Source organism: Pseudomonas sp. UBA6562 (genome assembly GCF_002434265.1).
Taxonomy (GTDB): Bacteria; Pseudomonadota; Gammaproteobacteria; order Pseudomonadales; family Pseudomonadaceae; genus Aquipseudomonas.
In genome coordinates this window covers 153271-175006 of the sequence record NZ_DJJS01000005.1, presented here as the reverse complement: position 1 = coordinate 175006, position 21736 = coordinate 153271, and the positions used below count along the sequence as shown (strand labels likewise).

22 protein-coding genes and 1 tRNA gene are annotated in these 21736 nt (G+C 64.1%); 15 read left to right on the top strand and 8 right to left on the bottom strand.

All coding sequences use genetic code 11. The annotated features are described in order from the left end of the window. Positions 1–66: 66 nt before the first annotated feature. Entirely contained in the window at positions 67–624 is a 558-nt protein-coding gene (locus tag B4M43_RS07455) for a hypoxanthine-guanine phosphoribosyltransferase (RefSeq protein ID WP_296265668.1), read from the bottom strand. Between the two features lie 164 nt (positions 625–788). On the opposite strand from B4M43_RS07455, the gene upp reads away from it, so the two are divergent. Continuing rightward, positions 789–1427, top strand: a complete 639-nt coding sequence (gene upp / locus B4M43_RS07450) for a uracil phosphoribosyltransferase (protein WP_296265666.1) — start codon at positions 789–791, stop codon at positions 1425–1427. Positions 1428–1429: 2 nt separating this feature from the next. Continuing rightward, a complete protein-coding gene (locus B4M43_RS07445; RefSeq protein WP_296265663.1) occupies positions 1430–2704 on the top strand; it encodes a uracil-xanthine permease family protein in 1275 nt (424 codons plus the stop codon). Between the two features lie 57 nt (positions 2705–2761). Here B4M43_RS07445 and hemH read toward each other — a convergent pair whose 3' ends face one another. Together hemH and B4M43_RS07435 are read right to left on the bottom strand one after the other, a co-directional pair. Beyond that, complete coding sequence (gene hemH / locus B4M43_RS07440; protein WP_296265661.1) at positions 2762–3778, bottom strand: ferrochelatase; 1017 nt, start codon at positions 3776–3778, stop codon at positions 2762–2764. A gap of 15 nt (positions 3779–3793) precedes the next feature. After that, positions 3794–4699: a TIGR01777 family oxidoreductase gene (locus B4M43_RS07435; RefSeq protein ID WP_296265659.1), complete on the bottom strand. Its 906-nt coding sequence runs from the start codon at positions 4697–4699 to the stop codon at positions 3794–3796. A gap of 187 nt (positions 4700–4886) precedes the next feature. Between B4M43_RS07435 and B4M43_RS07430 the strand changes: the two genes are divergently transcribed. The 5 genes from B4M43_RS07430 (at position 4887) to B4M43_RS07410 (ending at position 9957) form a co-directional block, all read left to right on the top strand. Continuing rightward, complete coding sequence (locus B4M43_RS07430; RefSeq protein WP_296265658.1) at positions 4887–5873, top strand: NAD(P)/FAD-dependent oxidoreductase; 987 nt, start codon at positions 4887–4889, stop codon at positions 5871–5873. A gap of 92 nt (positions 5874–5965) precedes the next feature. Continuing rightward, entirely contained in the window at positions 5966–6934 is a 969-nt protein-coding gene (locus B4M43_RS07425) for a YbgA family protein (RefSeq protein ID WP_296265656.1), read from the top strand. Beyond that, the gene (locus B4M43_RS07420) at positions 6924–7796 is read left to right on the top strand and encodes a MerR family transcriptional regulator (RefSeq protein ID WP_296265654.1); all 873 of its coding nucleotides are present in this window, start codon (positions 6924–6926) and stop codon (positions 7794–7796) included. Before B4M43_RS07425 ends, B4M43_RS07420 begins: the two co-directional genes overlap by 11 nt. Before the next feature lie 40 nt (positions 7797–7836). Next, positions 7837–9255: a deoxyribodipyrimidine photo-lyase gene (gene phrB, locus B4M43_RS07415; protein ID WP_296265652.1), complete on the top strand. Its 1419-nt coding sequence runs from the start codon at positions 7837–7839 to the stop codon at positions 9253–9255. Positions 9256–9276: 21 nt separating this feature from the next. Next, complete coding sequence (locus B4M43_RS07410) at positions 9277–9957, top strand: SDR family NAD(P)-dependent oxidoreductase (protein WP_296265650.1); 681 nt, start codon at positions 9277–9279, stop codon at positions 9955–9957. Positions 9958–9978: 21 nt separating this feature from the next. On the opposite strand, the gene murI is transcribed toward B4M43_RS07410, so the two are convergent. The 5 genes from murI to hemA are packed head-to-tail and all read right to left on the bottom strand — an operon-like array spanning position 9979 to position 14704. Beyond that, positions 9979–10776, bottom strand: a complete 798-nt coding sequence (murI, locus tag B4M43_RS07405) for a glutamate racemase (protein ID WP_296265647.1) — start codon at positions 10774–10776, stop codon at positions 9979–9981. Next, a complete protein-coding gene (locus tag B4M43_RS07400; protein WP_296265646.1) occupies positions 10769–11524 on the bottom strand; it encodes a molybdopterin-synthase adenylyltransferase MoeB in 756 nt (251 codons plus the stop codon). Before B4M43_RS07400 ends, murI begins: the two co-directional genes overlap by 8 nt. Beyond that, positions 11518–12348, bottom strand: coding sequence for a peptide chain release factor N(5)-glutamine methyltransferase (prmC, locus tag B4M43_RS07395; protein WP_296265644.1), 831 nt, complete (start codon positions 12346–12348; stop codon positions 11518–11520). The genes B4M43_RS07400 and prmC overlap by 7 nt, the downstream gene beginning before the upstream one ends. Next, positions 12348–13430: a peptide chain release factor 1 gene (gene prfA / locus B4M43_RS07390; RefSeq protein WP_296265643.1), complete on the bottom strand. Its 1083-nt coding sequence runs from the start codon at positions 13428–13430 to the stop codon at positions 12348–12350. Before prfA ends, prmC begins: the two co-directional genes overlap by 1 nt. After that, positions 13427–14704 (bottom strand): glutamyl-tRNA reductase, encoded by a 1278-nt coding sequence (hemA, locus tag B4M43_RS07385; RefSeq protein WP_296265641.1) that lies wholly within the window; start codon positions 14702–14704, stop codon positions 13427–13429. The genes prfA and hemA overlap by 4 nt, the downstream gene beginning before the upstream one ends. 166 nt (positions 14705–14870) lie before the next feature. Between hemA and B4M43_RS07380 the strand changes: the two genes are divergently transcribed. From B4M43_RS07380 to ychF, 8 genes are all read left to right on the top strand, one after another. Further along, positions 14871–16598, top strand: coding sequence for a tetratricopeptide repeat protein (locus B4M43_RS07380; protein ID WP_296265640.1), 1728 nt, complete (start codon positions 14871–14873; stop codon positions 16596–16598). A gap of 3 nt (positions 16599–16601) precedes the next feature. Then, positions 16602–17219 carry a lipoprotein insertase outer membrane protein LolB gene (gene lolB / locus B4M43_RS07375; protein WP_296265639.1) on the top strand — a complete coding sequence of 206 codons (618 nt, stop codon included), beginning with the start codon at positions 16602–16604 and terminating at the stop codon, positions 17217–17219. A gap of 3 nt (positions 17220–17222) precedes the next feature. After that, positions 17223–18062 carry a 4-(cytidine 5'-diphospho)-2-C-methyl-D-erythritol kinase gene (gene ispE, locus B4M43_RS07370; RefSeq protein WP_296265638.1) on the top strand — a complete coding sequence of 280 codons (840 nt, stop codon included), beginning with the start codon at positions 17223–17225 and terminating at the stop codon, positions 18060–18062. A 34-nt stretch (positions 18063–18096) separates the two neighbouring features. After that, positions 18097–18171: transfer RNA gene (locus tag B4M43_RS07365), tRNA-Gln, on the top strand. 46 nt (positions 18172–18217) lie between these two features. Further along, on the top strand, positions 18218–19159 hold the full coding sequence (locus tag B4M43_RS07360) for a ribose-phosphate pyrophosphokinase (RefSeq protein WP_028696334.1): 942 nt from the start codon (positions 18218–18220) through the stop codon (positions 19157–19159). A gap of 120 nt (positions 19160–19279) precedes the next feature. Continuing rightward, on the top strand, positions 19280–19882 hold the full coding sequence (locus tag B4M43_RS07355; RefSeq protein WP_296265636.1) for a 50S ribosomal protein L25/general stress protein Ctc: 603 nt from the start codon (positions 19280–19282) through the stop codon (positions 19880–19882). A 76-nt stretch (positions 19883–19958) separates the two neighbouring features. Further along, a complete protein-coding gene (pth, locus tag B4M43_RS07350) occupies positions 19959–20543 on the top strand; it encodes an aminoacyl-tRNA hydrolase (protein WP_296265634.1) in 585 nt (194 codons plus the stop codon). A 23-nt stretch (positions 20544–20566) separates the two neighbouring features. Further along, positions 20567–21667 carry a redox-regulated ATPase YchF gene (ychF, locus tag B4M43_RS07345; protein WP_296265632.1) on the top strand — a complete coding sequence of 367 codons (1101 nt, stop codon included), beginning with the start codon at positions 20567–20569 and terminating at the stop codon, positions 21665–21667. Positions 21668–21736 lie beyond the last annotated feature (69 nt).

Genomic DNA, 21736 nt, shown 5'->3' with positions numbered 1-21736 from the left:
CGAAACGGGTCTAGGGTACCAGCCCGGCGAACGAGGATCGTCCGATGAAGCCGGGCTGGCGCAGGATCACATCCCTTTGACGGCAAAGATGCCATTGGCGTTGCGCCAGTAGCCCTTGTAGTCCATGCCGTAACCGAAGATGTAGCGGTCGATGCACGGCAAGCCGACGAAGTTGGCCTTGAGCTCGGGGCGCGCCTTGCGGTCGTGGTCCTTGTCGATCAACACCGCGGTGTGCACGGCACGGGCGCCGGCATGCTTGCAGAAGTCGACGATGGCGCCCAGGGTATGGCCCTCGTCGAGGATGTCGTCGACGATCAGCACGTCGCGGTCGATGAACGAGACTTCCGGTTTGGCTTTCCAGAACAGCTCGCCGCCGCTGGTCTGGTTGCGGTAGCGGGTGGCGTGCAGGTACGAGGCTTCGAGCGGGAACTGCAAGTGCGTGAGCAGTTTGCCGGCGAAGATCAGGCCGCCGTTCATCACGCAGAACACGACGGGGTTCTTGTCGTGCAGTTCGCGGGAGATGTGCTCGCCGACCTTGGCGATGGCGGCTTCCACTTCGGCTTCGGTGTACAGGCAGTCAGCCTCGTGCATGACTTGACGGATATGCTCGAGATCAGCGGACATGGCGCGCTCCAGGGGCTTGGAAATGGAAAAGCGGGCAAAGGTACGCATCCGTTCGCCGCAGATCAAGCGAATCTGCACTAACGTCCACAATGACTGGACGACATGCCGAGCTGAATAGATTAATCTAGCGCGGTTTTTTTGCCCGCCTTCCGGAGCCCTCCTTTATGCCCACTCGTGAGATCCGCCATCCGCTGATCCGCCATAAGCTCGGCCTCATGCGCCGCGCCGACATCAGCACCAAGAATTTTCGCGAACTCGCCCAGGAAGTCGGCGCGCTGCTGACCTATGAAGCCACCCAGGACCTGGCCCTGGAAACCTACGAAATCGACGGCTGGTGCGGCAAGGTGCCAGTCGAGAAGATCGCCGGCAAGAAGATCACCGTCGTGCCCATCCTGCGCGCCGGCATCGGCATGCTCGATGGCGTGCTCAGCCTGATTCCGGGCGCCAAGGTCAGTGCCGTAGGCGTGGCACGCAACGAAGAAACCCTGCAAGCCCACACCTACCTGGAAAAGCTCGCGCCGGAGATCAACCAGCGCCTGGCCCTGATCATCGACCCGATGCTGGCCACCGGCAATTCCATGGTCGCGACCATCGACCTGCTCAAACGCGCCGGCTGCCGGGACATCCGCGCCATGGTGCTGGTGGCCGCCCCGGAAGGCATCGCCACGGTCGAAAAGGCCCACCCGGACGTGCGCATCTTCACCGCCTCGATCGACCAGGGTTTGAACGAAGACTCCTACATCGTGCCGGGTCTGGGCGATGCCGGTGACAAGATCTTCGGCACCAAGCAGAAGGACGCCTGACCATGCAGGACGGCTTCGACGACCCGCTCTGGCGCCAGGTCGTTTCGGGCGCGCAGATGCTCTTCGTGGCCTTCGGCGCGCTGGTGCTGATGCCGCTGATCACCGGCCTGGACCCCAACGTCGCGTTGTTCACGGCAGGCATCGGCACGCTGCTGTTCCAGCTGGTCACCGGGCGTCAGGTGCCGGTGTTCCTGGCATCGAGCTTCGCCTTCATCACGCCGATCATTCTCGCCAAGGGGCAGTTCGGCCTGGCCGAAACCATGGGCGGCGTGATGGCGGCCGGCTTCGTCTACACCTTCATGGGCCTGATGGTGAAGATCAAAGGCACCGGTTTCATCGACCGCCTGCTGCCGCCGGTGGTGATCGGCCCAGTGATCATCTCCATCGGTCTAGCCATGGCGCCGATCGCCGCCAACATGGCGATGGGCAAGAACAGTGACGGCACGGCGCTGATGCCGTACCAGACAGCCATGTTGATCTCCATGCCGGCCCTGCTCACCACCTTGCTGGTGGCGGTGTTCGGCAAGGGCATGTTCCGCCTGGTGCCGATCATCTCCGGGGTGCTGGTGGGCTTTGCGTTGGCGTTCGCCTTCGGTGTGGTCGATACCGCCAAGATCGCCGCCGCACCTTGGTTGGAGCTGCCCAACTTCACCGCGCCGGCCTTCAACTGGCAGGCGATCCTGTTCATCGTGCCGGTCGCGTTGGCGCCGGCCATCGAGCACATCGGTGGCGTGATCGCAGTGGGCAGCGTGACCGGCCGCGACTACCTGAAAAAACCCGGCCTGCACCGCACGCTGCTCGGCGACGGCCTGGCCACCACGGCTGCCGGCCTGTTCGGCGGCCCGCCCAACACCACCTATGCCGAAGTGACCGGCGCGGTGATGCTGACCAAGAACTACAACCCGAAGATCATGACCTGGGCGGCGGTGTTCGCCATCACCCTGGCCTTCATCGGCAAGTTCGGTGCGCTGTTGCAGAGTATTCCTGTGCCGGTCATGGGCGGCATTTTGTGCCTGCTGTTCGGCTCGATCGCCGCAGTGGGGATGAACACCCTGATCCGGCACAAGATCGACCTGGCCGAGGCGCGCAACCTGGTGATCGTCTCGGTGACCCTGGTGTTCGGCATCGGCGGCGTGCTGATCGGCAGCGGCGACGGTCCGGACGATTGGGGTTTGAAGGGCATCGCGCTGTGCGCGGTGGTGGCCATTGCGCTGAACCTCATCCTGCCGGGCAACGACGGCTGGAAGAACAAGACGCTGGACGACCAACTGCCCTGATCGGAAGGCAACTCCCACCCGAACCGGCCTCTCCAGGCCGGTTCGACGTTTCTGGGCTCAGGCCCGCTCGCAGAGCCCCGCCAATACCTGCGCCCAGTGCGCGTCATCGTTCAGGCACGGCACCAGCACCAGCTCCTGCCCGCCGGCTTCGACGAACTGCTCGCTGCCGCGCATGCCGATCTCTTCGAGGGTTTCGATGCAGTCGGCGACGAAGGCCGGGCACATGACCAGCAGTTTCTTCACCCCGGCCTTGCCCAGCTCGTCCAGGCGGTTTTCCGTATACGGCTCGATCCACTTGTCGCGGCCCAGGCGCGACTGGAACGACACCGACCATTTGCCGTCGGCGATGCCCAACTGCTTGGCCACGGCAGCGGCGGTGGCCAGGCATTGACCGCGGTAGCACACCGCGCGCACTTCGGGGCTGGCACCGACGCAGCACTGCGCGGCGCGCAGATCGTGCCGGGTGCCTTTGGGGAAGAGTTTCTTCAAGTGGCGTTCGGGCAGACCATGGAAGCTCAGCAACAGGTGGTCGTACCCCTGGTCGAGGTAAGGTCTGGCACTGTCGGCCAGGGCCTCGATGTAGCTCGGATCGTCATAGAACGGCGTCAGCACGCGCATTTGCAGCGGCAGCTTGTGCTCGTCGATGGTCTGCTTGGCCAGTTCGATGACGGTGGTGACGGTGCTGTCGGCGAACTGCGGATACAGCGGCGCCAAAGTGACCTGCCGCACGCCTTGCGCGGCCAGACGCGCCAGTACCTCGGGCAGTGCCGGTTGGCCATAGCGCATGGCGATTTCCACAGGGCCGTGGGGCCAATATGGCCTGATTGCAGTCTGCAAGCGGCGGGTCAGCACCACCAGTGGCGAACCTTCGTCCCACCAGATCGAGCCGTAGGCGTGCGCCGATTGCTCCGGTCGCTTGATCAGGATCAGCGACACCAGCAGGCGGCGCAGCGGCCAGGGCAGATCGACCACGTAAGGGTCCATGAGGAACTGGTCAAGGTAACGGCGGACATCGGCCACCGAGGGCGAGGCTGGAGAGCCCAGGTTGACCAGCAGCAAGGCGTGATCGGTCATGCAGCATCCTAAATGTCAGAGAGCCTTGGACAGGTCGTCCAGGGCCGGTTGCAGATCGGTGTAGCTGAAACTGAAACCTGCTTCCAGCAGCCGCGCCGGATAGGCGCGCTGGCCGCCCAGCAGCAGTATCGACAATTCGCCCAGGCCCAGCTTGAGCAATGGGGCCGGCAGCGGCATGAAGGCTGGCCGGTGCAATGCACGCCCCAAGCACTGGCTGAAGTCGCGGTTGCGTGCAGGTTCTGGCGCGCAGGCATTATACGGACCACTGGCGTCGCGGTTTCGCACTAGGAAATTGATCAGTGCCACGTAATCGTCCACGTGCACCCATGGCATCCACTGCCGACCGTTGCCGATCGGCCCGCCCAGGCCCAGCTTGAACGGCAAGCGCAGGCGCGCCAGTAGACCGCCGTCGCTGGCCAACACCAGGCCGGTACGCACCAGCACCACGCGCATGCCAAAACCTTGGGCGCGTGAAGCGGTTTCTTCCCAGGCGACGCAGAGTTGGCTGGCGAAGTCGGATTTGACCGGTGCCGAGGCCTCGGTCAACTCGCGCTCGCCCCCATCGCCGTACCAGCCGACCGCCGACCCTGAGACCAACACTTCGGGGCGCTGCGTCCGGCCCTCGAGCCAGCGCAGCAACTGTTCGGTCAGGGTGATGCGGCTGTTCCAAAGCTCCACCCGCCGCATGCTGGTCCAGGGGCGGCTGGCGATCGGTGCGCCCGCCAGGTTGACCACCACATCCAGTGGCTCGTCGTCGGCGATGTCCTCCAGCCGGGCGACGCCACGCACGCCGGGCCCGCAGCGTTTTTCCACTTGCTGCGGCGAGCGGCTCCAGACCGTCAGGCGATGGCCCTGAGCGCTCCAGAGACGGCAAAGGTGTCGACCAATCAGCCCCGTACCGCCGGTCAGTAGGATATGCATCGCAGTGTCCTCGTGTTGTACAGCTGTGGTCCATGCTCAAGACCACCATGCTCGTTTGACCCAACGCTTACTGATTGATCGGTCAGGCTGAAATGTATGGCGGTATAACCTTATACAAGTTCAAGGCATTGTACAGGTTAGCCCAGCGGCGTAGGCTGACCCAAGCAGGGTTCAACAAGAGGCCATCATGACTGTACCCATTGCCATCATCGGTGCCGGCATCGCCGGCTTGTCGGCCGCCCAGGCGTTGCAAGCGGCCGGGCAGACCGTGCATCTGTTCGACAAGGGTCGCGGCAGCGGCGGACGCATGGCCAGCAAGGCCAGCGAAGCCGGCTCGCTCGATTTGGGCGCGCAATACTTCACCGCGCGCGACCGACGCTTCGTCGAACAAGTACGGCAATGGGTGGCGGCAGGCTGGGCCGCGCAGTGGCAGCCGCAGTTGTACAACGCCCGCGACGGCCAACTGACGCCCTCGCCCGACGAGCAGACCCGCTGGGTCGGTGTGCCGCGCATGAGCGCCATCACCCGTGGGCTGTTGGACGGCATGACGGTGACGTTCGAGTGCCGCATCACCGAAGTGTTTCGAGGCGTCGACTATTGGCACCTACAGGACGCCCAAGGCGTCACCCACGGCCCTTACGAACGTGTGGTGATCGCCGTGCCCGCACCTCAGGCCATGCCGCTGCTGGCCGCCGTGCCCAAGCTCGCAGGCATCGCTGCCGGTGTGCAGATGGAGCCGACCTGGGCCGTTGCCGTGGGCTTCGCCGAACCTTTGGCAACGCCCATGCAAGGCTGTTTCGTGCAGGACAACCCGATCGATTGGCTGGCGCGCAACCCCAGCAAGCCCGGCCGCGACGGCCAACCGGACACGTGGGTGCTGCATGCCAGTGCGCACTGGAGCAAGCAGCACATCGACCTGAGCAAAGACCAGGCGATCGAGCAGCTCAGCGGCGCGTTCGCCGAGCTGGTCGGCTGCGTGGTACCGGTGCCTAGCTTCGCGCTGGCGCACCGCTGGTTGTACGCGCGCCCTGCCGGCAATCACGAGTGGGGGGCGTTGGGCGATCCCGACCAAGGCCTGTATGCCTGCGGCGACTGGTGTTTGTCAGGACGTGTGGAGGGTGCCTGGCTGAGCGGCCAGGAAGCGGCACGTAGGCTGCTGGAACACTTGGACTGATCGGCGGAAAGCCTTTTTATTGAACGACTGCTGGCGATCATGGGTATTACTTGTATAAGTTTTCTACCTTGTACAAGAATCCGGAGGCAGTAATGAGGGGGACTTCTCCAACTGGCAAGTTCCGCATCGGCATCAGCGCGTGCCTGGTCGGCGACAACGTGCGCTACAACGGCGGCCACAAAGCGTCTTCGTTGTGCAACAAGCTGTTCGACGAGCAGTTCGACTGGGTGCCGGTCTGCCCGGAAGTGGCCATCGGCCTGGGCATCCCGCGTGAGCCCATCCGCCTGATCGGCGATCCGGACCATCCGCAAGTGGTCGGCACCCGTGACGCCAGCCAGGATTTCTCCGCGCCCTTGCGCGAATACGGCAACTACATGGCCAAGCACCTCGACGACCTCTGTGGCTATGTGTTCATGCAAAAATCGCCATCCTGCGGGCTGGAGCGGGTCAAGGTCTACCAGAGCGGCGGACGTCCGGCGCTCAAAGGAGGCCGTGGAGCCTTCGCCGAAGCCTTCACTGCGCAGCGCCCCGATCTGCCCGTGGAAGAGGAAGGCCGCTTGCACGATCCGGTGCTGCGCGAGAACTTCATCAGCCGCGTGTACGCCTACATCGATTGGCAAGCTCTGTTGGCCCAAGGCTTGACCCGTGGCGGCATCATCGCCTTCCACTCGCGTTACAAGTACCTGCTGATGGCCAACAACCCACAGGCCTACCGCGACATCGGGCGGCTGCTCGGCACGCTCAAGCGTGACGACGACCCCAACGAAGTAGGCGCACGCTATTTCAGCCGCCTCATGCAGGCCCTGCGCCGTTGCGCCAACCGCGGCACGCATTGCAACGTGTTGCAGCACATGACCGGCTACCTGCGCGATGCGCTCGACAGCGACGACCGCCAGGAGCTGCAGCAACTGATCGAGCAGTACCACAATGGCAGCGTGCCGCTGGTGGTGCCACTGACGCTGTTCAAGCACCACCTGCGCAACCATCCCGACCCCTACCTGATGCAGCAGGCCTACCTGCACCCGCACCCGGCCAAGCTTGGGCTGCGCAATGCACTCTGAACACCTGATGCCCATACGCGATGTGGCACGTCTGACCGGGGTCAATCCGGTCACCCTGCGGGCGTGGGAACGCCGCCATGGCTTGCTGGTGCCACACCGCACCCCGAAGGGCCACCGGCTCTATGGTCCTGACCAGGTCCAACGCGTGCAAGACATCCTGCACTGGCTGGCGCGCGGCGCGTCGGTCGGCCAAGTGCGCGAGCTGCTGGATCGCCAACCCAGCGTCGCCCCGCAAGGCGATTGGCAGGTCCGCTGCCAGCAGTTGGCCGACGCCATCACCCATCTGTCTTCACGTAGCCTCGACCACCATTTCAACCAGGTCATGGCGCTCTACCCCTCGGTAACGCTGTGCGAACACCTGCTGTTGCCGCTGATGGCACAGTTGGCAGAGCGCTGGCGCAGCGGATTCAATGCGCGCCTGGAGCAAGCCTTCTTCCACACTTGGCTGCGCAGCAAGCTGGGCGCGCGGGTCTACCACGACAACCAACTCCTCGACGGCCCGCCCGCGCTGATCGTGCAGGAGGATGAAAGCACCTTCAGCGCCGATGTGTGGCTGTGCGCCTGGCTGTTCAGCAGCACCGGGCAGCCTGTCGTGGTGCTGGAGCAACCCATCGGTCTGGGGCAGCTGCGCAATGCCATCGTGCAGTTGAATCCGAGCACGGTAGTGCTGTGCGTCGGCGCCCAACTCGAACGCGCCGTACTGCTCAAAGCCTTGCAAGAGACGACCCAGCCGGTGTTGCTCGGCGGGCTGGCGGCCAGCATTCACGAAGCCGAATTGCGGGCATTGGCGCTTGCCAACCTGCACCTGTTCGACAGCCCACCACACGCGCTACGCGAGTTCCAGCGTCTGCGCGCCCAGTGAGTGAGGCGCATTACCTTATCCGGGCCGTTGGAGAGTCTTCATGCAGTTGATCTGGCTGCGCAGCGATCTGCGCGTCACCGACAATACCGCGCTGGCAGCCGCCTGCGAACGAGGCCCTACGCTGGCCCTGTGGATCGTCAGCCCCAAGCAATGGCAGCAGCATGACGAAGCACCCTGCAAGGTCGATTTCTGGTTGCGCAACTTGCGTGAATTACGCAAGCAACTGGATGGTTTGCGCATCCCGCTGCTGATACGCACTTGCGACACCTGGGCACAGGTACCCAAGGCCGTGCTGCATCTTTGCCAGCAGCACAAGATCGAAGCGGTCCATTGGAACGACGAATACGGCGTCAACGAGCAACGCCGTGACGACGAAGTGCGCCAAGCCCTGGAGGCCCAGGGCATTGGCGCACACGGCTATCTCGACCAGTTGCTGTTCAAACCCGGCAGCGTCCTGACCCGTAGCGGCGGCTACTTCCAGGTGTTCGGGCAGTTCAAGAAGGTGTGCATGGAGCGTCTGCATGTCGGCGCCCCCGACAGCGCCGGCTCGATCAAGGCGCAAGCGCCGCTGTCGATCCACAGCGATTCCATCCCACGCCAGGTAGAGGGGTTCGATCAGCCGAGCGACAACCTGCGCAAGCAATGGCCAGCCGGCGAAGCCGAGGCCCAAGCGCGACTGCAGCGCTTCGTCGACGAAGCCATCGAAGACTACGATGTCGCCCGCGACCTACCCGCCCGTCCCGGCACCAGCCAGCTATCGGCCTACCTGGCGGCTGGCGTGATTTCACCGCGCCAATGCCTGCACGCTGCGCTGGCGTGCAACCAGGGTGAGCTGGACAGCGGCAACCGCGGCGTGCAGACCTGGATCGGCGAGTTGATCTGGCGCGAATTCTACAAGCACATTCTGGTGGGTTATCCACAGGTGTCGATGCACCGCGCGTTCCGCTCGCACACCGAAGCGCTGCCCTGGCGCAAGGCGCCGGAGGAATTACGCGCCTGGCAGGAAGGGCGTACCGGCTTTCCTTTGATCGATGCCGCCATGCGCCAACTGCTCGAAACGGGTTGGATGCACAATCGCCTGCGCATGGTGACGGCCATGTTCCTGAGCAAGAACCTGTTGATCGACTGGCGCGAAGGCGAGCGCCACTTCATGCGCCACCTGATCGACGGCGACCTGGCGGCGAACAACGGGGGTTGGCAATGGAGTGCCTCCACGGGTACGGATTCGGTGCCGTATTTCCGTATTTTCAACCCGGTCACGCAGTCCCAGCGGTTCGATCCGGACGGGCGCTTCATCGTCCACTGGCTGCCCGAGCTCGACCAACTGGACAAAAAAAGCGTTCACTTCCCCGCAAAATCGAAGACACGACTTGCTACAAACACGTATACAAAGCCTATAGTCAGTCTCGACAGCAGTCGTCAACGCGCGCTGGAGGCGTTCAAAAGCCTCCCCCGTTGACAGTACAAAGGGGGCAGGAACGTGGACGATTCACAGAGTTTTTGGGTCACGGCCAGCACTAATGGGCTGGGCGCGGCCCTGATCGAACAACTGGTCGAGCAACGTGTGCGCGTTGCGGCCAGTGGACGCAACAATCTGCAATTCCATGCCATGGCCAGGCGCCATGGCAGGCATCTATCGGCACTCGACGGCAGTACCCAGCAACAAGCCGATCGCTTGAAGCTCGAGTGGGGCGCTCTGGATACGCTGATCATCAACGCCGGCACCTGTGACTATTTGCCTGCCGACATTACCGAGAGTCAGCTCCTGCAGGCGCTGATCAAAACCAATACCGAGGCTGTGGAGCGCTATCTGGACGCTGCGCTACCGCTTTTGATCGAAGCTCGGCGCCCGCACGTCGCGGTGATCCTCAACCTCTACACCGCTGCGAAACTGTCCGATCCCAGTTTTCCCGCAAGCGCCGCGACCAGTCTGCCAGAGCGCTTGCGGACAAAACGCGCCCAGCTCAAGGCATCAGGTATCGATCTGACCGTCATCACGCCCTATGCGCCGCCCTCAAAGCATTCCGTACCCAAAATTCCAGAGCACTGGACGGCCCAGAGCGCTGCGGCCGAGATCCTGGCAAGGCTGCCCGACCGTGAAGAAGAGATCGTTTTTGAAGCCCTTGGGTTGCGAACGCTGTGGCCCTTGAAGTCGTTCTAGGGCCACAGCAAGCAATGTTTCTTACAGTGCGAAACGTTGCACACAGCCAGCACCATCCCAAAGCAACGGAAGGATAGCGCCGAACACCTGAGGCTCGGCGCTGGTCCAGAAAGCGGTTTCCCGGGCTGGCCCGCTGGCCAATAGCTCGCGCTCGCGCAACAGGCGCTGCAGTTGCCGTGCGACGGCCGCGCCCGTATCGATGATGGCGATCTCGCTCGGCACCAGGGTGGCCAACAGCGGACGTAGGAAAGGATAGTGGGTACAGCCGAGGATCAAGGTGTCGCACCCGGCAGCCAGAAGCGGCTCGACGAAACCTGTCAACAGCTGGCACAAATGCGGGCTGTGCAGGTCACCCGACTCGATGCATTCCACCAACCCCGGACAAGGTTGCGTGACGACCCGCACGTCGCCGGCGAAGCGGTCGAGCAAGGCGGCAAACTTGGCGCTTTGCAACGTACCGGTGGTCGCCAACACGCCGACCACGCCCGAGCGTGTGGCCGCTGCCGCCGGCTTGACCGCCGGCTCCATGCCGACCAGCGGCCAATCCGGGTAAAGGCCGCGCAGGTCGGCGACCGCCGCCACGGTTGCGGTGTTGCAAGCCAGAACCATGGCCTTGGCGCCCTGTTCGCGAAAGAAGCCAGCAATGTGCCGGCAGCGCTCGCGAATGTAATCGGCTGATTTTTCGCCGTAAGGCACATGCCCACAGTCGGCGACGTAGAGCAGCGATTCTTGCGGCAACAAGTGCTGAATCTCGCGCAACACCGACAGCCCGCCGACCCCCGAATCCATCACGCCCACCGGCGCGGCGCGCTCAGCCATGGCGCTCGGCACACACCGCACAGGCGGGGTCACGCTTGACCCGGAGTTCGCGTAGGCGTGTGCCCAAGCCGTCGATCAACAACAGTCGGCCGATCAGCGGCTCGCCGAAGCCGGCCAGCAGCTTCAACGTCTCCAGGGCTTGCAGGCTGCCCACCAGCCCCACCAGCGGCCCCAGCACGCCCGCTTCGCTGCACGTCAGCTCCGCCTCGCTGCCATGCCCGTACAGGCAGTGGTAGCAGGGGCTTTCGGGGCGCCGGGTGTCGAAAACCGATAACTGCCCTTCCAGACGAATCGCCGCGCCGCTGACCAGTGGTCTGCCGGCTGCGACGCAAGCCGCGTTGACCGCCTCGCGAGTGGTGAAGTTGTCGGAGCAATCGAGTACCACATCCACGCCGGCGACGGCGGCAGCCAGGCTGTCGCTGTCCAACGCCTGGCGATGGGCGACCAGACGCACATGCGGATTGAGCGCCTGCAACCGCGCCGAGGCCGAGTCGACCTTGCTCAGGCCGACGCTGTCGCTGTCGTGCAGCACCTGGCGTTGCAGGTTGGTGAGGTCGACGGTGTCGAAGTCGGCCAGGTGCAGCTCGCCGACGCCTGCCGCCGCCAGGTACAAGGCGGCCGGCGAACCCAACCCGCCCAACCCGACCAGTAGCACCCTGCCCTGCTTGAGGCGCAACTGGCCGGCGATGTCGACCTGCGACAGCAGTACCTGGCGGCTGTAACGCAGCAGCTCCTCGTCGCTCAACATGGCAGGCGCCCCAGGGAGATCCGCGGCTGTCCACCCAGGTCGATACGGTTTTCGACGTCGACGAAGCCGTGCTCGGCAAACAGTGCGCAGACCGCCTCGGCCTGGTCGTAGCCATGCTCGAGCAGCAACCAGCCGCCAGGCAGCAGGTGCTGCGGGGCCTGCTCGATGATCTGGCGCAGGTCGCTCAGGCCGTCGTGGCCGGCCACCAGGGCGCTGCTGGGCTCGAAACGCACGTCGCCACGCACCAGATGTGGGTCCTGCTCGCGAATGTAGGGCGGATTGCTGAGGATCATGGCGAAGCGCTGCCCGGCCAGTTGCTCGAACCAGTGGCTCAGTTGCACCCGCACGTTGCCCAGCCCCAGGCGCTGGCGGTTGCGCTCGGCCAGGGCCACGGCGGCCTCAATGCGGTCCACTGCGGTCAGTTGCCAGACCGGACGCTCGCTGGCCAGGGCCAGAGCGATGGCACCGGTGCCGGTGCCCAGGTCCAGCACCTGCGCAGGGCCGCCCGGCAATACGGCCAGTGCCGTTTCCACCAGCAGCTCGGTTTCGGGGCGGGGAATCAGGGTGTCGGGGGCGACTTCCAGGTCCAGGGTCCAGAACCCTTGCTGGCCAAGGATGTACGCCACCGGCTCGCCCTCGCGACGGCGCTGCAGATAGCTTTCGAAGCGCTGCGCCGCGTCACGCTCGACGATGCGCTCGGGCCAGGTGCGCAGGTAGCTGCGGGTTCGCCCCAGGGCGGCGGCGAGTAGCAGCTCGGCGTCCAGTTGCGCAGTGGGCGATTCGGACAACTGCGCGTTGCGCAGCAGGCTGGCGATGATGGTCATCAGTCCCCCAAGGCGGCCAGCTGGTCGGCCTGGTATTCGCTGAGCAACGGTTCGATCACTGCATCCACGCCGCCGGTGAGGATCTCGTCCAGCGAGTACAGGGTGAGGTTGATGCGGTGGTCGGTCACCCGCCCTTGCGGGTAGTTGTAGGTGCGGATGCGCTCGGAGCGGTCGCCCGAGCCCACCAGCAGCTTGCGTTCGCTGGCGATGGCGTTCTGCGCCGCGCTGGTCTGGATGTCGTTGAGTTTGGCCGACAGCCAGGACATGGCCCGCGCCCGGTTCTTGTGCTGGGAACGTTCTTCCTGGCACTCGACCACGATGCCAGTGGGCAAGTGGGTGATGCGGATCGCCGAGTCGGTCTTGTTGATGTGCTGGCCGCCCGCGCCCGAGGCGCGGTAGGTGTCGACCCGCAGGTCGGCCGGGTTGATCTCGATCGCCGCCTGCTCGTCGGGCTCGGGCAGCACGGCTACGGTGCAGGCCGAGGTGTGGATGCGCCCCTGGCTCTCGGTTTCCGGCACGCGCTGCACGCGGTGGGCGCCGGATTCGAATTTGAGTTTGGCGTACACGCCGTCGCCTTCGACCCGGGCGATGATTTCCTTGTAGCCGCCGTGCTCGCCTTCGTTCTCGGACAGCACCTCAAGGCGCCAGCCGCGCTTCTCGGCATAGCGCGAGTACATGCGGAACAGGTCGCCGGAGAAGATCGCCGCCTCGTCGCCGCCGGTGCCGGCACGGATTTCCAGGAACACGTTGCGGTTGTCGTTGGGGTCCTTGGGCAGCAGCATGCGCTGCAACTGCGACTCCAGCTCGGTCAGCCGCTCGCGGGCATCGCGCACTTCCTCGACGGCCATTTCGCGCAGGTCGGGGTCGCTGTCCTTGAGCAGGGCCTGGGCGCCTTCGAGATCGTCCTGCACCTTGCGCCAGGCCTGATAGGCGGCATGCACCGGCTCGACTTCGGCATATTCGCGCGAATAGGTGCGAAAGCGCGTCTGGTCGGCGATGACTTCGCCATCGCCCAGCAAGGCGGTGAGTTCTTCGAAGCGGTCCTGGAGCGTGTCCAGTTTATTGAGCAGCGACGCTTTCATTGCGGGGGTTTGTCCGTCGAGCCCTCATTGAGGGCGAAGAGTTCCTGGGCCATGGCCAGCGCATCGACGCGGCCTTCGGCAGAGAGCTTTTTCAGTTGCACGCTGGGCGCGTGCAGGAGTTTGTTGGTCAAGCCGCGGGCCAACTGGGCCAGCACCTCTTCCGGGTTGCCGCCATTGGCCAGCAGGCGCTGGGCCTTCTGCAATTCTTCGTCGCGCAGGCGCTCGCTCTGCTGCCGGTAGGCGCGCAGCACGTCGACCGCCGCCAGCTCGCGCAAGCGGCCCATGAAATCTTCGGCACCGACCGCCACCAGCTCTTCGGCGGCCTGGGCCGCGCCCTGGCGGCTCTTGAGGTTTTCCGCGACCACGTCGTGCAGGTCGTCGACGGTGTAGAGGTAGACGTCGTCCAGCTCGCCGACTTCCTGCTCGATGTCGCGCGGCACGGCGATGTCGACCATGAAGATCGGCTTGTGCCGGCGCAGCTTCAGTGCGCTTTCCACTGCGCCCTTGCCCAGGATCGGCAACTGGCTGGCGGTGGAGCTGATGACGATGTCGCTGTTGGCCAGTTCCTGCGGGATATCGGCCAGCAATACGGCATGGGCGCCGAACTGCTCGGCCAGGAGGCTCGCGCGCTCCAGGGTGCGGTTGGCGACCACGATGCGCCGCACGCCCTGCTCGTGCAAGTGGCGGGCGACCAGGGTGATGGTTTCGCCGGCGCCGATCAACAGCGCCTGGCTGCGGCCCAGGTCGCTGAAGATCTGCCGCGCCAGGCTCACGGCGGCGAAGGCCACCGACACCGGGTTTTCGCCGATGGCCGTGTCGGTACGCACCTGCTTGGCGGCGCTGAAGGTGGCCTGGAACAGCCGCCCGAGCAACGGCCCGACGGTGCCGGCCTCGCGCGCCACGGCGTAGGCGGACTTCATCTGACCGAGTATCTGCGGCTCGCCCAGCACCAGCGAGTCGAGCCCGGAGGCCACGCGCATCATGTGCTTGACCGCGTCGTGCTCTTCATGGACATAGGCGCAGGCGCGCAGCTCGTCGAGGCTCAGGCGGTGGTAGTCGGCCAGCCATTGCAGCACGCTGTCGGCCGCCAGGGCGTCCTGTTCTATGTAGAGTTCGCTGCGGTTGCAGGTCGAGAGGATCGCCGCCTCGCGGCTGGCGGTCAGGCGACAGAGCTGCTGCAGGGCATCGACCAACTGCTCGGGGGTGAACGCTACGCGCTCGCGTACGTCGACCGAGGCAGTCTTGTGATTGATCCCGAGTGCAAGAAAGGCCATGCGAGGTCGCTGATTGTGACGAGAAGCCGATAATTGTCCTACTTCGCAGGATTCAGAACAACCACCGTTCGCTATTGTCCCTATAAACCGAGACCATCGTCGGTGGGTTTGCCCCGGCGCTTGTGTCATCATCCCCAGACCGCCGGTTAGCCCTCTTAAGCCCCTTATGAACAGACGCTACGCATTGCTGCTTGCCCTCGCCCTGCTCCAGGGCTGCCAGAACCTGGCACCCCACCAGAGCGCGCCCCAGGCGCCGGCTGACGAGGCGACCGAAGAGGCACCGGCCGAACCGGTGGTGTACGGCTCGTTCAAGCCCGATACGCTCTACAGCCTGTTGGTGGCCGAACTCGCCGGGCAGCGCAACCGCTTCGACATCGCCTTGGCCAACTACGTCGACCAGGCCGAGAAGACGCAAGACTCCGCCGTCTCGGAGCGGGCCTACCGCATCGCCGAATACCTGGGCGCCGACGAGCCGGCGCTGGACACTGCCCTGCTCTGGGCCAAGAACGACCCCGACAACCTCGAAGCGCAACGCGCCGCCGCCATCCAATTGGCGCGCGCCGGCCGTTACGACGAATCGATGGCGTCCATGGAAAAGGTCTTGCAGGCCAAGGGCGACACCCACTTCGATTTCCTCGCCCTGTCGGCGGCCGAAACCGACCAGAGCACCCGCGACGGTCTGCTGCAAAGCTTCGACCGTCTGCTGAACAAGCATCCGGCCAACGGCCAGTTGATCTTCGGCAAGGCGCTGCTGCTCAACCAGGACGGCAAGAGCGAAGAGGCACTGGAGCTGCTCGAATCGCACCCGGCCCAGGACGGCGAGATCGCCCCGATCCTGCTGCGCGCGCGTCTGCTGCAAACCCTCGATCGCGGCGACGAAGCGCTGCCGCTGTTGCGCAATGCGATCCGCGACAATCCCGAAGACAAGCGTCTGCGCCTCAACTACGCGCGCACCCTGGTCGAACTCGACCGCATCCCCGAAGCCAAGGCCGAGTTCGTCAGCCTCGTGCAGCAGTACCCCGAAGACGACGACCTGCGCTATTCGCTGGCGCTGGTCAGCCTGGAGAACCAGGACTGGGACGAAGCCGAAGGCTACTTGCAGGAGCTGGTCGAGCGCGACGCCAACGCCGATGCCGCGCATTTGAACCTGGGGCGCATCCGCGAACAGCGCAACGACCCGCAAGCCGCGCTGCGCGAGTACGCGCTGGTGGCGCCCGGCCCGGACTACCTGGCCGCGCAACTGCGCCAGGCCGACATCCTGGTCGCCAACGGTCGCGCCCGTGAGGCCTCGCGCCTGCTCGCCGAAGCCCGCGAAGCGCAGCCGGACTCCGCCATCCAGCTGTACCTGATCGAGTCCGAGGCCTACAGCAACAACGACAAGACCGCCCAGGCCGACCAGGTGCTGCACCAGGCCATCCAGCGCTACCCCGACGACCTCAACCTGTTGTACAGCCGGGCCATGCTCGCGGAAAAGCGCAACGACCTGGCGCAAATGGAAAAAGACCTGCGCGCCATCCTCGCCCGCGAGCCGGAAAACGCCATGGCGCTGAACGCACTGGGTTACACCCTGGCCGACCGCACCACCCGCTTCGACGAAGCCAAGCGCCTGATCGAAAAGGCCTTGAGCATCACCCCCGAAGACCCGGCCGTGCTCGACAGCCTGGGCTGGGTCAATTACCGCATGGGCAACCTCGACGACGCCGAGCGCGCGCTGCGCAAGGCGTACGAGCGTTTGTCCGACCCCGAAGTCGCCGCTCACCTGGGCGAAGTGCTCTGGGCCAATGGCAAGCGCCGCGAGGCACGCCAGGTCTGGAACCAAGGCCTGGAAAACTCATCCGACAGCACCGTCCTGCGCCAGACCATCCGGCGCCTGACGGGATCCGAGGCTCTTTAAGACATGTTTTTGCGCCACTGCATCACCTTCAGCCTGATCGCCCTGCTCGCCGGCTGCGCCGGCTTCGGTTCCAAGGAGGCCGTGCAGGGCCAGGGCGACGCGCAACAATGGCGCCAGCACAAAGCCCACCTGAGCGAGCTCGACGGCTGGCAGATCAACGGCAAGGTCGGCATCCGCGCGCCGCAGGATTCGGGCAGCGGCACGCTGTTCTGGCTGCAGCGCCAGGACTACTACGACATCCGCCTGTCCGGCCCGCTCGGCCGCGGCGCGGCTAGACTCACCGGCCGCCCTGGCGCCGTGGCGCTGGAAGTGGCCAACCAGGGTCGTTACGAGGCACCCACCCCAGAAGCGTTGCTGGAAGAGCAACTGGGCTGGCGCCTGCCGGTCTCGCACCTGGTGTGGTGGGTCCGCGGCCTGCCGGCACCGGACAGCAAGAGCCAGCTCACCCTCGACGGCGACAGCCGCCTGGCGCGCCTGGCCCAGGACGGCTGGCAGGTGGAATACCTGAGCTACACCGAGCAGAACGGCTACTGGCTGCCCGAGCGCATCAAGCTGCATGGCGAGAAGCTCGACGTGACCCTGGTGGTCAAGGACTGGCAGCCCCGCCAGCTGGGCCACTGAGCCATGCTGACCCTGCCCGCGCCGGCCAAGCTCAACCTGTTCCTGCACATCCTCGGGCGGCGTGACGACGGCTACCACCTGCTGGAAACCGTGTTCCAGTTTCTGGACCATGGCGACACGTTGCGTTTCACGTTGCGCGAGGACGGCCAGATCCGCTTGCACGACAGCCTCGCCGCAGTCCCCCACGACAGCAACCTGATCGTGCGCGCCGCACGGCAGTTGCAGCAGCGCGCCGGTTGCACCCTGGGCGCCGACATCCGGCTCGACAAGGTGCTGCCCATGGGCGGCGGCATCGGCGGCGGCAGTTCCGACGCCGCGACCACGCTGCAGGGGTTGAACCATCTGTGGCAACTGGGCTGGAACCATGACCAACTGGCCGACCTGGGCCTTGGCCTGGGCGCCGACGTGCCGGTATTCGTACGCGGGCACGCCGCCTTTGCCGAAGGTGTGGGCGAGCAGCTGACGCCGGTCGATCCGGCCGAACCCTGGTATGTGGTGCTGGTGCCGCAAGTGTCTGTCAGCACAGCAGAAATTTTTTCGCATCCACAGTTGACACGTGATTCCCTCCCCCTTAAGATGCGCCCCGTTCCCGAGGGAAACAGTCGTAATGACTGCCAACCGGTAGTAGAGCAACGTTATCCAGAAGTTCGCAATGCGCTGATTTCATTGGGTAAATACACGGAAGCTCGATTGACCGGTACTGGAAGTTGCGTGTTTGGGGCCTTCCCAAGCAAAGCCGAAGCTGATAGAGTTCTGGCCCTTCTTTCAGAGACCCAAACAGGGTTTGTCGCTAAAGGTAGCAACGTTTCGATGTTGCATCGCAAGCTGCAAAGTCTGCTCTAGAAGTCGAATACTCCGTATTCGCAGCAACAGATACAGGGGCGTCGCCAAGCGGTAAGGCAGCAGGTTTTGATCCTGCCATGCGTTGGTTCGAATCCAGCCGCCCCTGCCATTTTCCTATTCTCATCCAGGTTACCCTCAGCCTTCAGGTACTGCGCGTGTCCAAGATGATGGTCTTCACGGGGAATGCCAACCCCGATCTGGCTCGGCGTGTAGTACGTCAGCTGCATATTCCACTGGGTGATGTTTCTGTCGGTAAGTTCTCCGACGGCGAGATCAGCACTGAGATCAATGAAAACGTTCGCGGTAAAGACGTCTTCATCATCCAGCCCACGTGCGCTCCAACCAACGACAATCTGATGGAACTGGTAGTGATGGCCGACGCCTTCCGCCGCTCCTCAGCGTCGCGAATCACCGCCGTGATTCCCTACTTCGGATACGCCCGCCAAGATCGCCGCCCGCGTTCGGCACGTGTAGCCATCAGCGCCAAAGTGGTGGCTGACATGCTCACTGTCGTCGGTATCGACCGTGTACTCACCGTCGACCTGCACGCTGACCAGATCCAAGGTTTCTTCGATATCCCCGTCGACAACATCTACGGCTCGCCCGTACTGGTCGACGACATCGAAGACCAGCGTTTCGACAACCTGATGATCGTCTCCCCAGACATTGGCGGCGTCGTGCGTGCACGTGCCGTGGCCAAGTCGCTGGGCGTCGATCTCGGGATCATCGACAAACGCCGCGAAAAGGCCAACCACTCCGAAGTGATGCACATCATCGGCGATGTCGAAGGGCGCACCTGCATCCTGGTAGACGACATGGTCGACACCGCCGGCACCCTGTGCCACGCGGCCAAAGCCTTGAAAGAACACGGTGCCGCAAAGGTCTATGCCTATTGCACCCACCCTGTGCTTTCCGGCCGTGCGATCGAGAACATCGAGAAGTCGGTCCTGGACGAGCTGGTGGTGACCAACACCATCCCGCTGTCCGCCGCCGCTCAAGCCTGTGACCGTATCCGTCAACTGGATATCGCACCGGTAGTGGCTGAGGCGGTTCGCCGCATCAGCAACGAAGAATCGATCAGTGCGATGTTCCGCTAAGCGGGACCGACCCTGACGAAAAGCGCCCCGCCCCAACCTGTCGTTGGGGCGGGGCTTTTTTGCCCTTCCCGACTGGCGCTGGTCGCAAACGCCGCCGGGAGGCTACTTTGGAGAAACAACATGAACGATTTCACCCTGAACGCCCAAGCGCGTACTGACCTGGGGAAAGGTGCGAGCCGCCGCCTGCGTCATTCGCTGAGCATCCCTGCCGTTGTCTACGGTGGCGATAAAGAAGCGCAATCCCTGACCATCGTGGCCAAGGAAATCGCCAAGCTGTTCGAAAACGAAGCGGCTTTCAGCCACGTGCTGGAACTGAACGTCGACGGCGCCAAGCAGAACGTCATCGTCAAGGCCATGCAGCGCCACCCGTCCAAAGGCTTCATCATGCACGCCGACTTCGTTCGCGTCGTCGCTGGCCAGAAGCTGACTGCCAAGGTTCCGGTTCACTTCGTCAACGAAGAAACCACCGTCAAGAACGGCGGCGAGATCTCGCACACCGAAACCGAGATCGAAGTGTCCTGCGAAGCCAAGGACCTGCCTGAGTTCATCGAAGTCGACCTGAACGGCGCTGAAATCGGCACCATCATTCACCTGTCCGACCTCAAAGCGCCGAAAGGCGTCGAGTTCGTGGCCCTGGCCCACGGCGACGACAAAGCCGTTGCCAACGTCCACGCGCCACGCATCGTCGCTGAAGAAGAAGGTGAAGAAGGCGCTGCCGAGTAATCACTCGCGCGCCGCTGTAGGTCAGGGTAAAGTGCCGCGCACCCTACCCTGACTGCCCCAAGGAAGAGCCCCTGACGTGACCGCCATCCAGTTGATCGTTGGCCTGGGAAACCCCGGCCCCGAATACGAACAGACCCGGCATAACGCAGGGGCTCTTTTCGTTGAACGCATCGCCAGCGCCCAGCGCGTCTCCTTGACCGCTGACCGCAAGTATTTCGGCCTGACGGCAAAATTCAGCCATCAGGGCCGCGACGTTCGTCTGTTGATCCCCACCACCTACATGAACCGTAGCGGCCAGTCCGTGGCGGCCTTGGCCAATTTCTTCCGCATCGCGCCGCAAGAGATCCTGGTGGCCCACGACGAACTCGACCTGCCTCCGGGCGTTGCCAAGCTCAAGCGCGGCGGCGGCCATGGAGGCCATAACGGGCTGCGCGACATCATCGCGCAACTCGGCAACCAGAACGATTTCCACCGCCTGCGGCTTGGCATTGGCCACCCGGGCGACGCCAAGCTGGTTTCGAACTTCGTGCTGGGTCGTGCGCCGCGCGCCGAACAGGACAAGCTCGACACCAGCATCGATTACGCCCTCGGCGTGCTGCCGGATGTCCTCGCTGGCGACTTCGCCAAGGCGATGCGCGAGCTGCACGGCCAAAAGGCCTGACTTCCTTAGAGAGGGGAATTCACATGGGTTTCAATTGCGGCATCGTCGGTCTGCCCAACGTTGGCAAGTCCACTCTGTTCAACGCGCTGACCAAATCGGGCATCGCCGCTGAGAACTTCCCCTTCTGCACCATCGAGCCCAACAGCGGCATCGTGCCGATGCCCGACGCGCGCCTGGCGGCTCTGGCCGAAATCGTCAAACCCAACCGCATCCTGCCCACCACCATGGAGTTCGTCGACATCGCAGGCCTGGTGGCCGGTGCCTCGAAAGGTGAAGGTCTGGGCAACAAGTTCCTGGCCAACATCCGCGAAACCGATGCCATCGCCCACGTGGTGCGCTGCTTCGAAGACGAGAACGTGATCCACGTCTCCAACAGCGTCGACCCCAAGCGCGACATCGAGATCATCGACCTGGAGCTGATCTTCGCCGACCTCGACAGCTGCGAGAAGCAACTGCAGAAAGTCACCCGCAACGCCAAGGGCGGCGACAAGGACGCCCTGGCGCAAAAGGCCGTCCTCGAACAGCTCATCCCGCACTTCACCGAAGGCAAGCCCGCGCGCAGCCTGATGCAGCGCATGAGCGCCGACGAGAAGGCCCAGGTGCGCGGCTTCCACCTGCTGACCAGCAAGCCGGTGATGTACATCGCCAACGTCGCCGAAGACGGTTTCGAGAATAACCCGCACCTGGACGTGGTCAAGGCCATCGCCGAGGAAGAAGGCGCGGTGGTGGTGCCGGTGTGCAACAAGATCGAAGCGGAAATCGCCGAGCTCGACGACGGCGAAGAGAAGGACATGTTCCTCGAGGCCCTGGGCCTGGAAGAGCCTGGCCTGAACCGTGTGATCCGCGCCGGCTACGAGCTGCTCAACCTGCAGACCTACTTCACCGCCGGCGTGCAGGAAGTGCGCGCCTGGACCGTGCGCATCGGCGCTACTGCGCCGCAGGCTGCTGGAGTGATCCACACCGACTTCGAGAAGGGCTTCATCCGCGCCGAAGTGGTGGCCTACGAAGACTTCATCCAGTTCAAGGGTGAGAGCGGCGCCAAGGAAGCGGGCAAATGGCGCCTGGAAGGCAAGGAATACATCGTTAAAGACGGCGATGTGATGCATTTCCGCTTCAACGTCTGACCATCAGGTTTGACGAGGCGTTGACCGCCCCACCTTGCGCTGCAATATGCATTGCAGCGCAAGGTCATT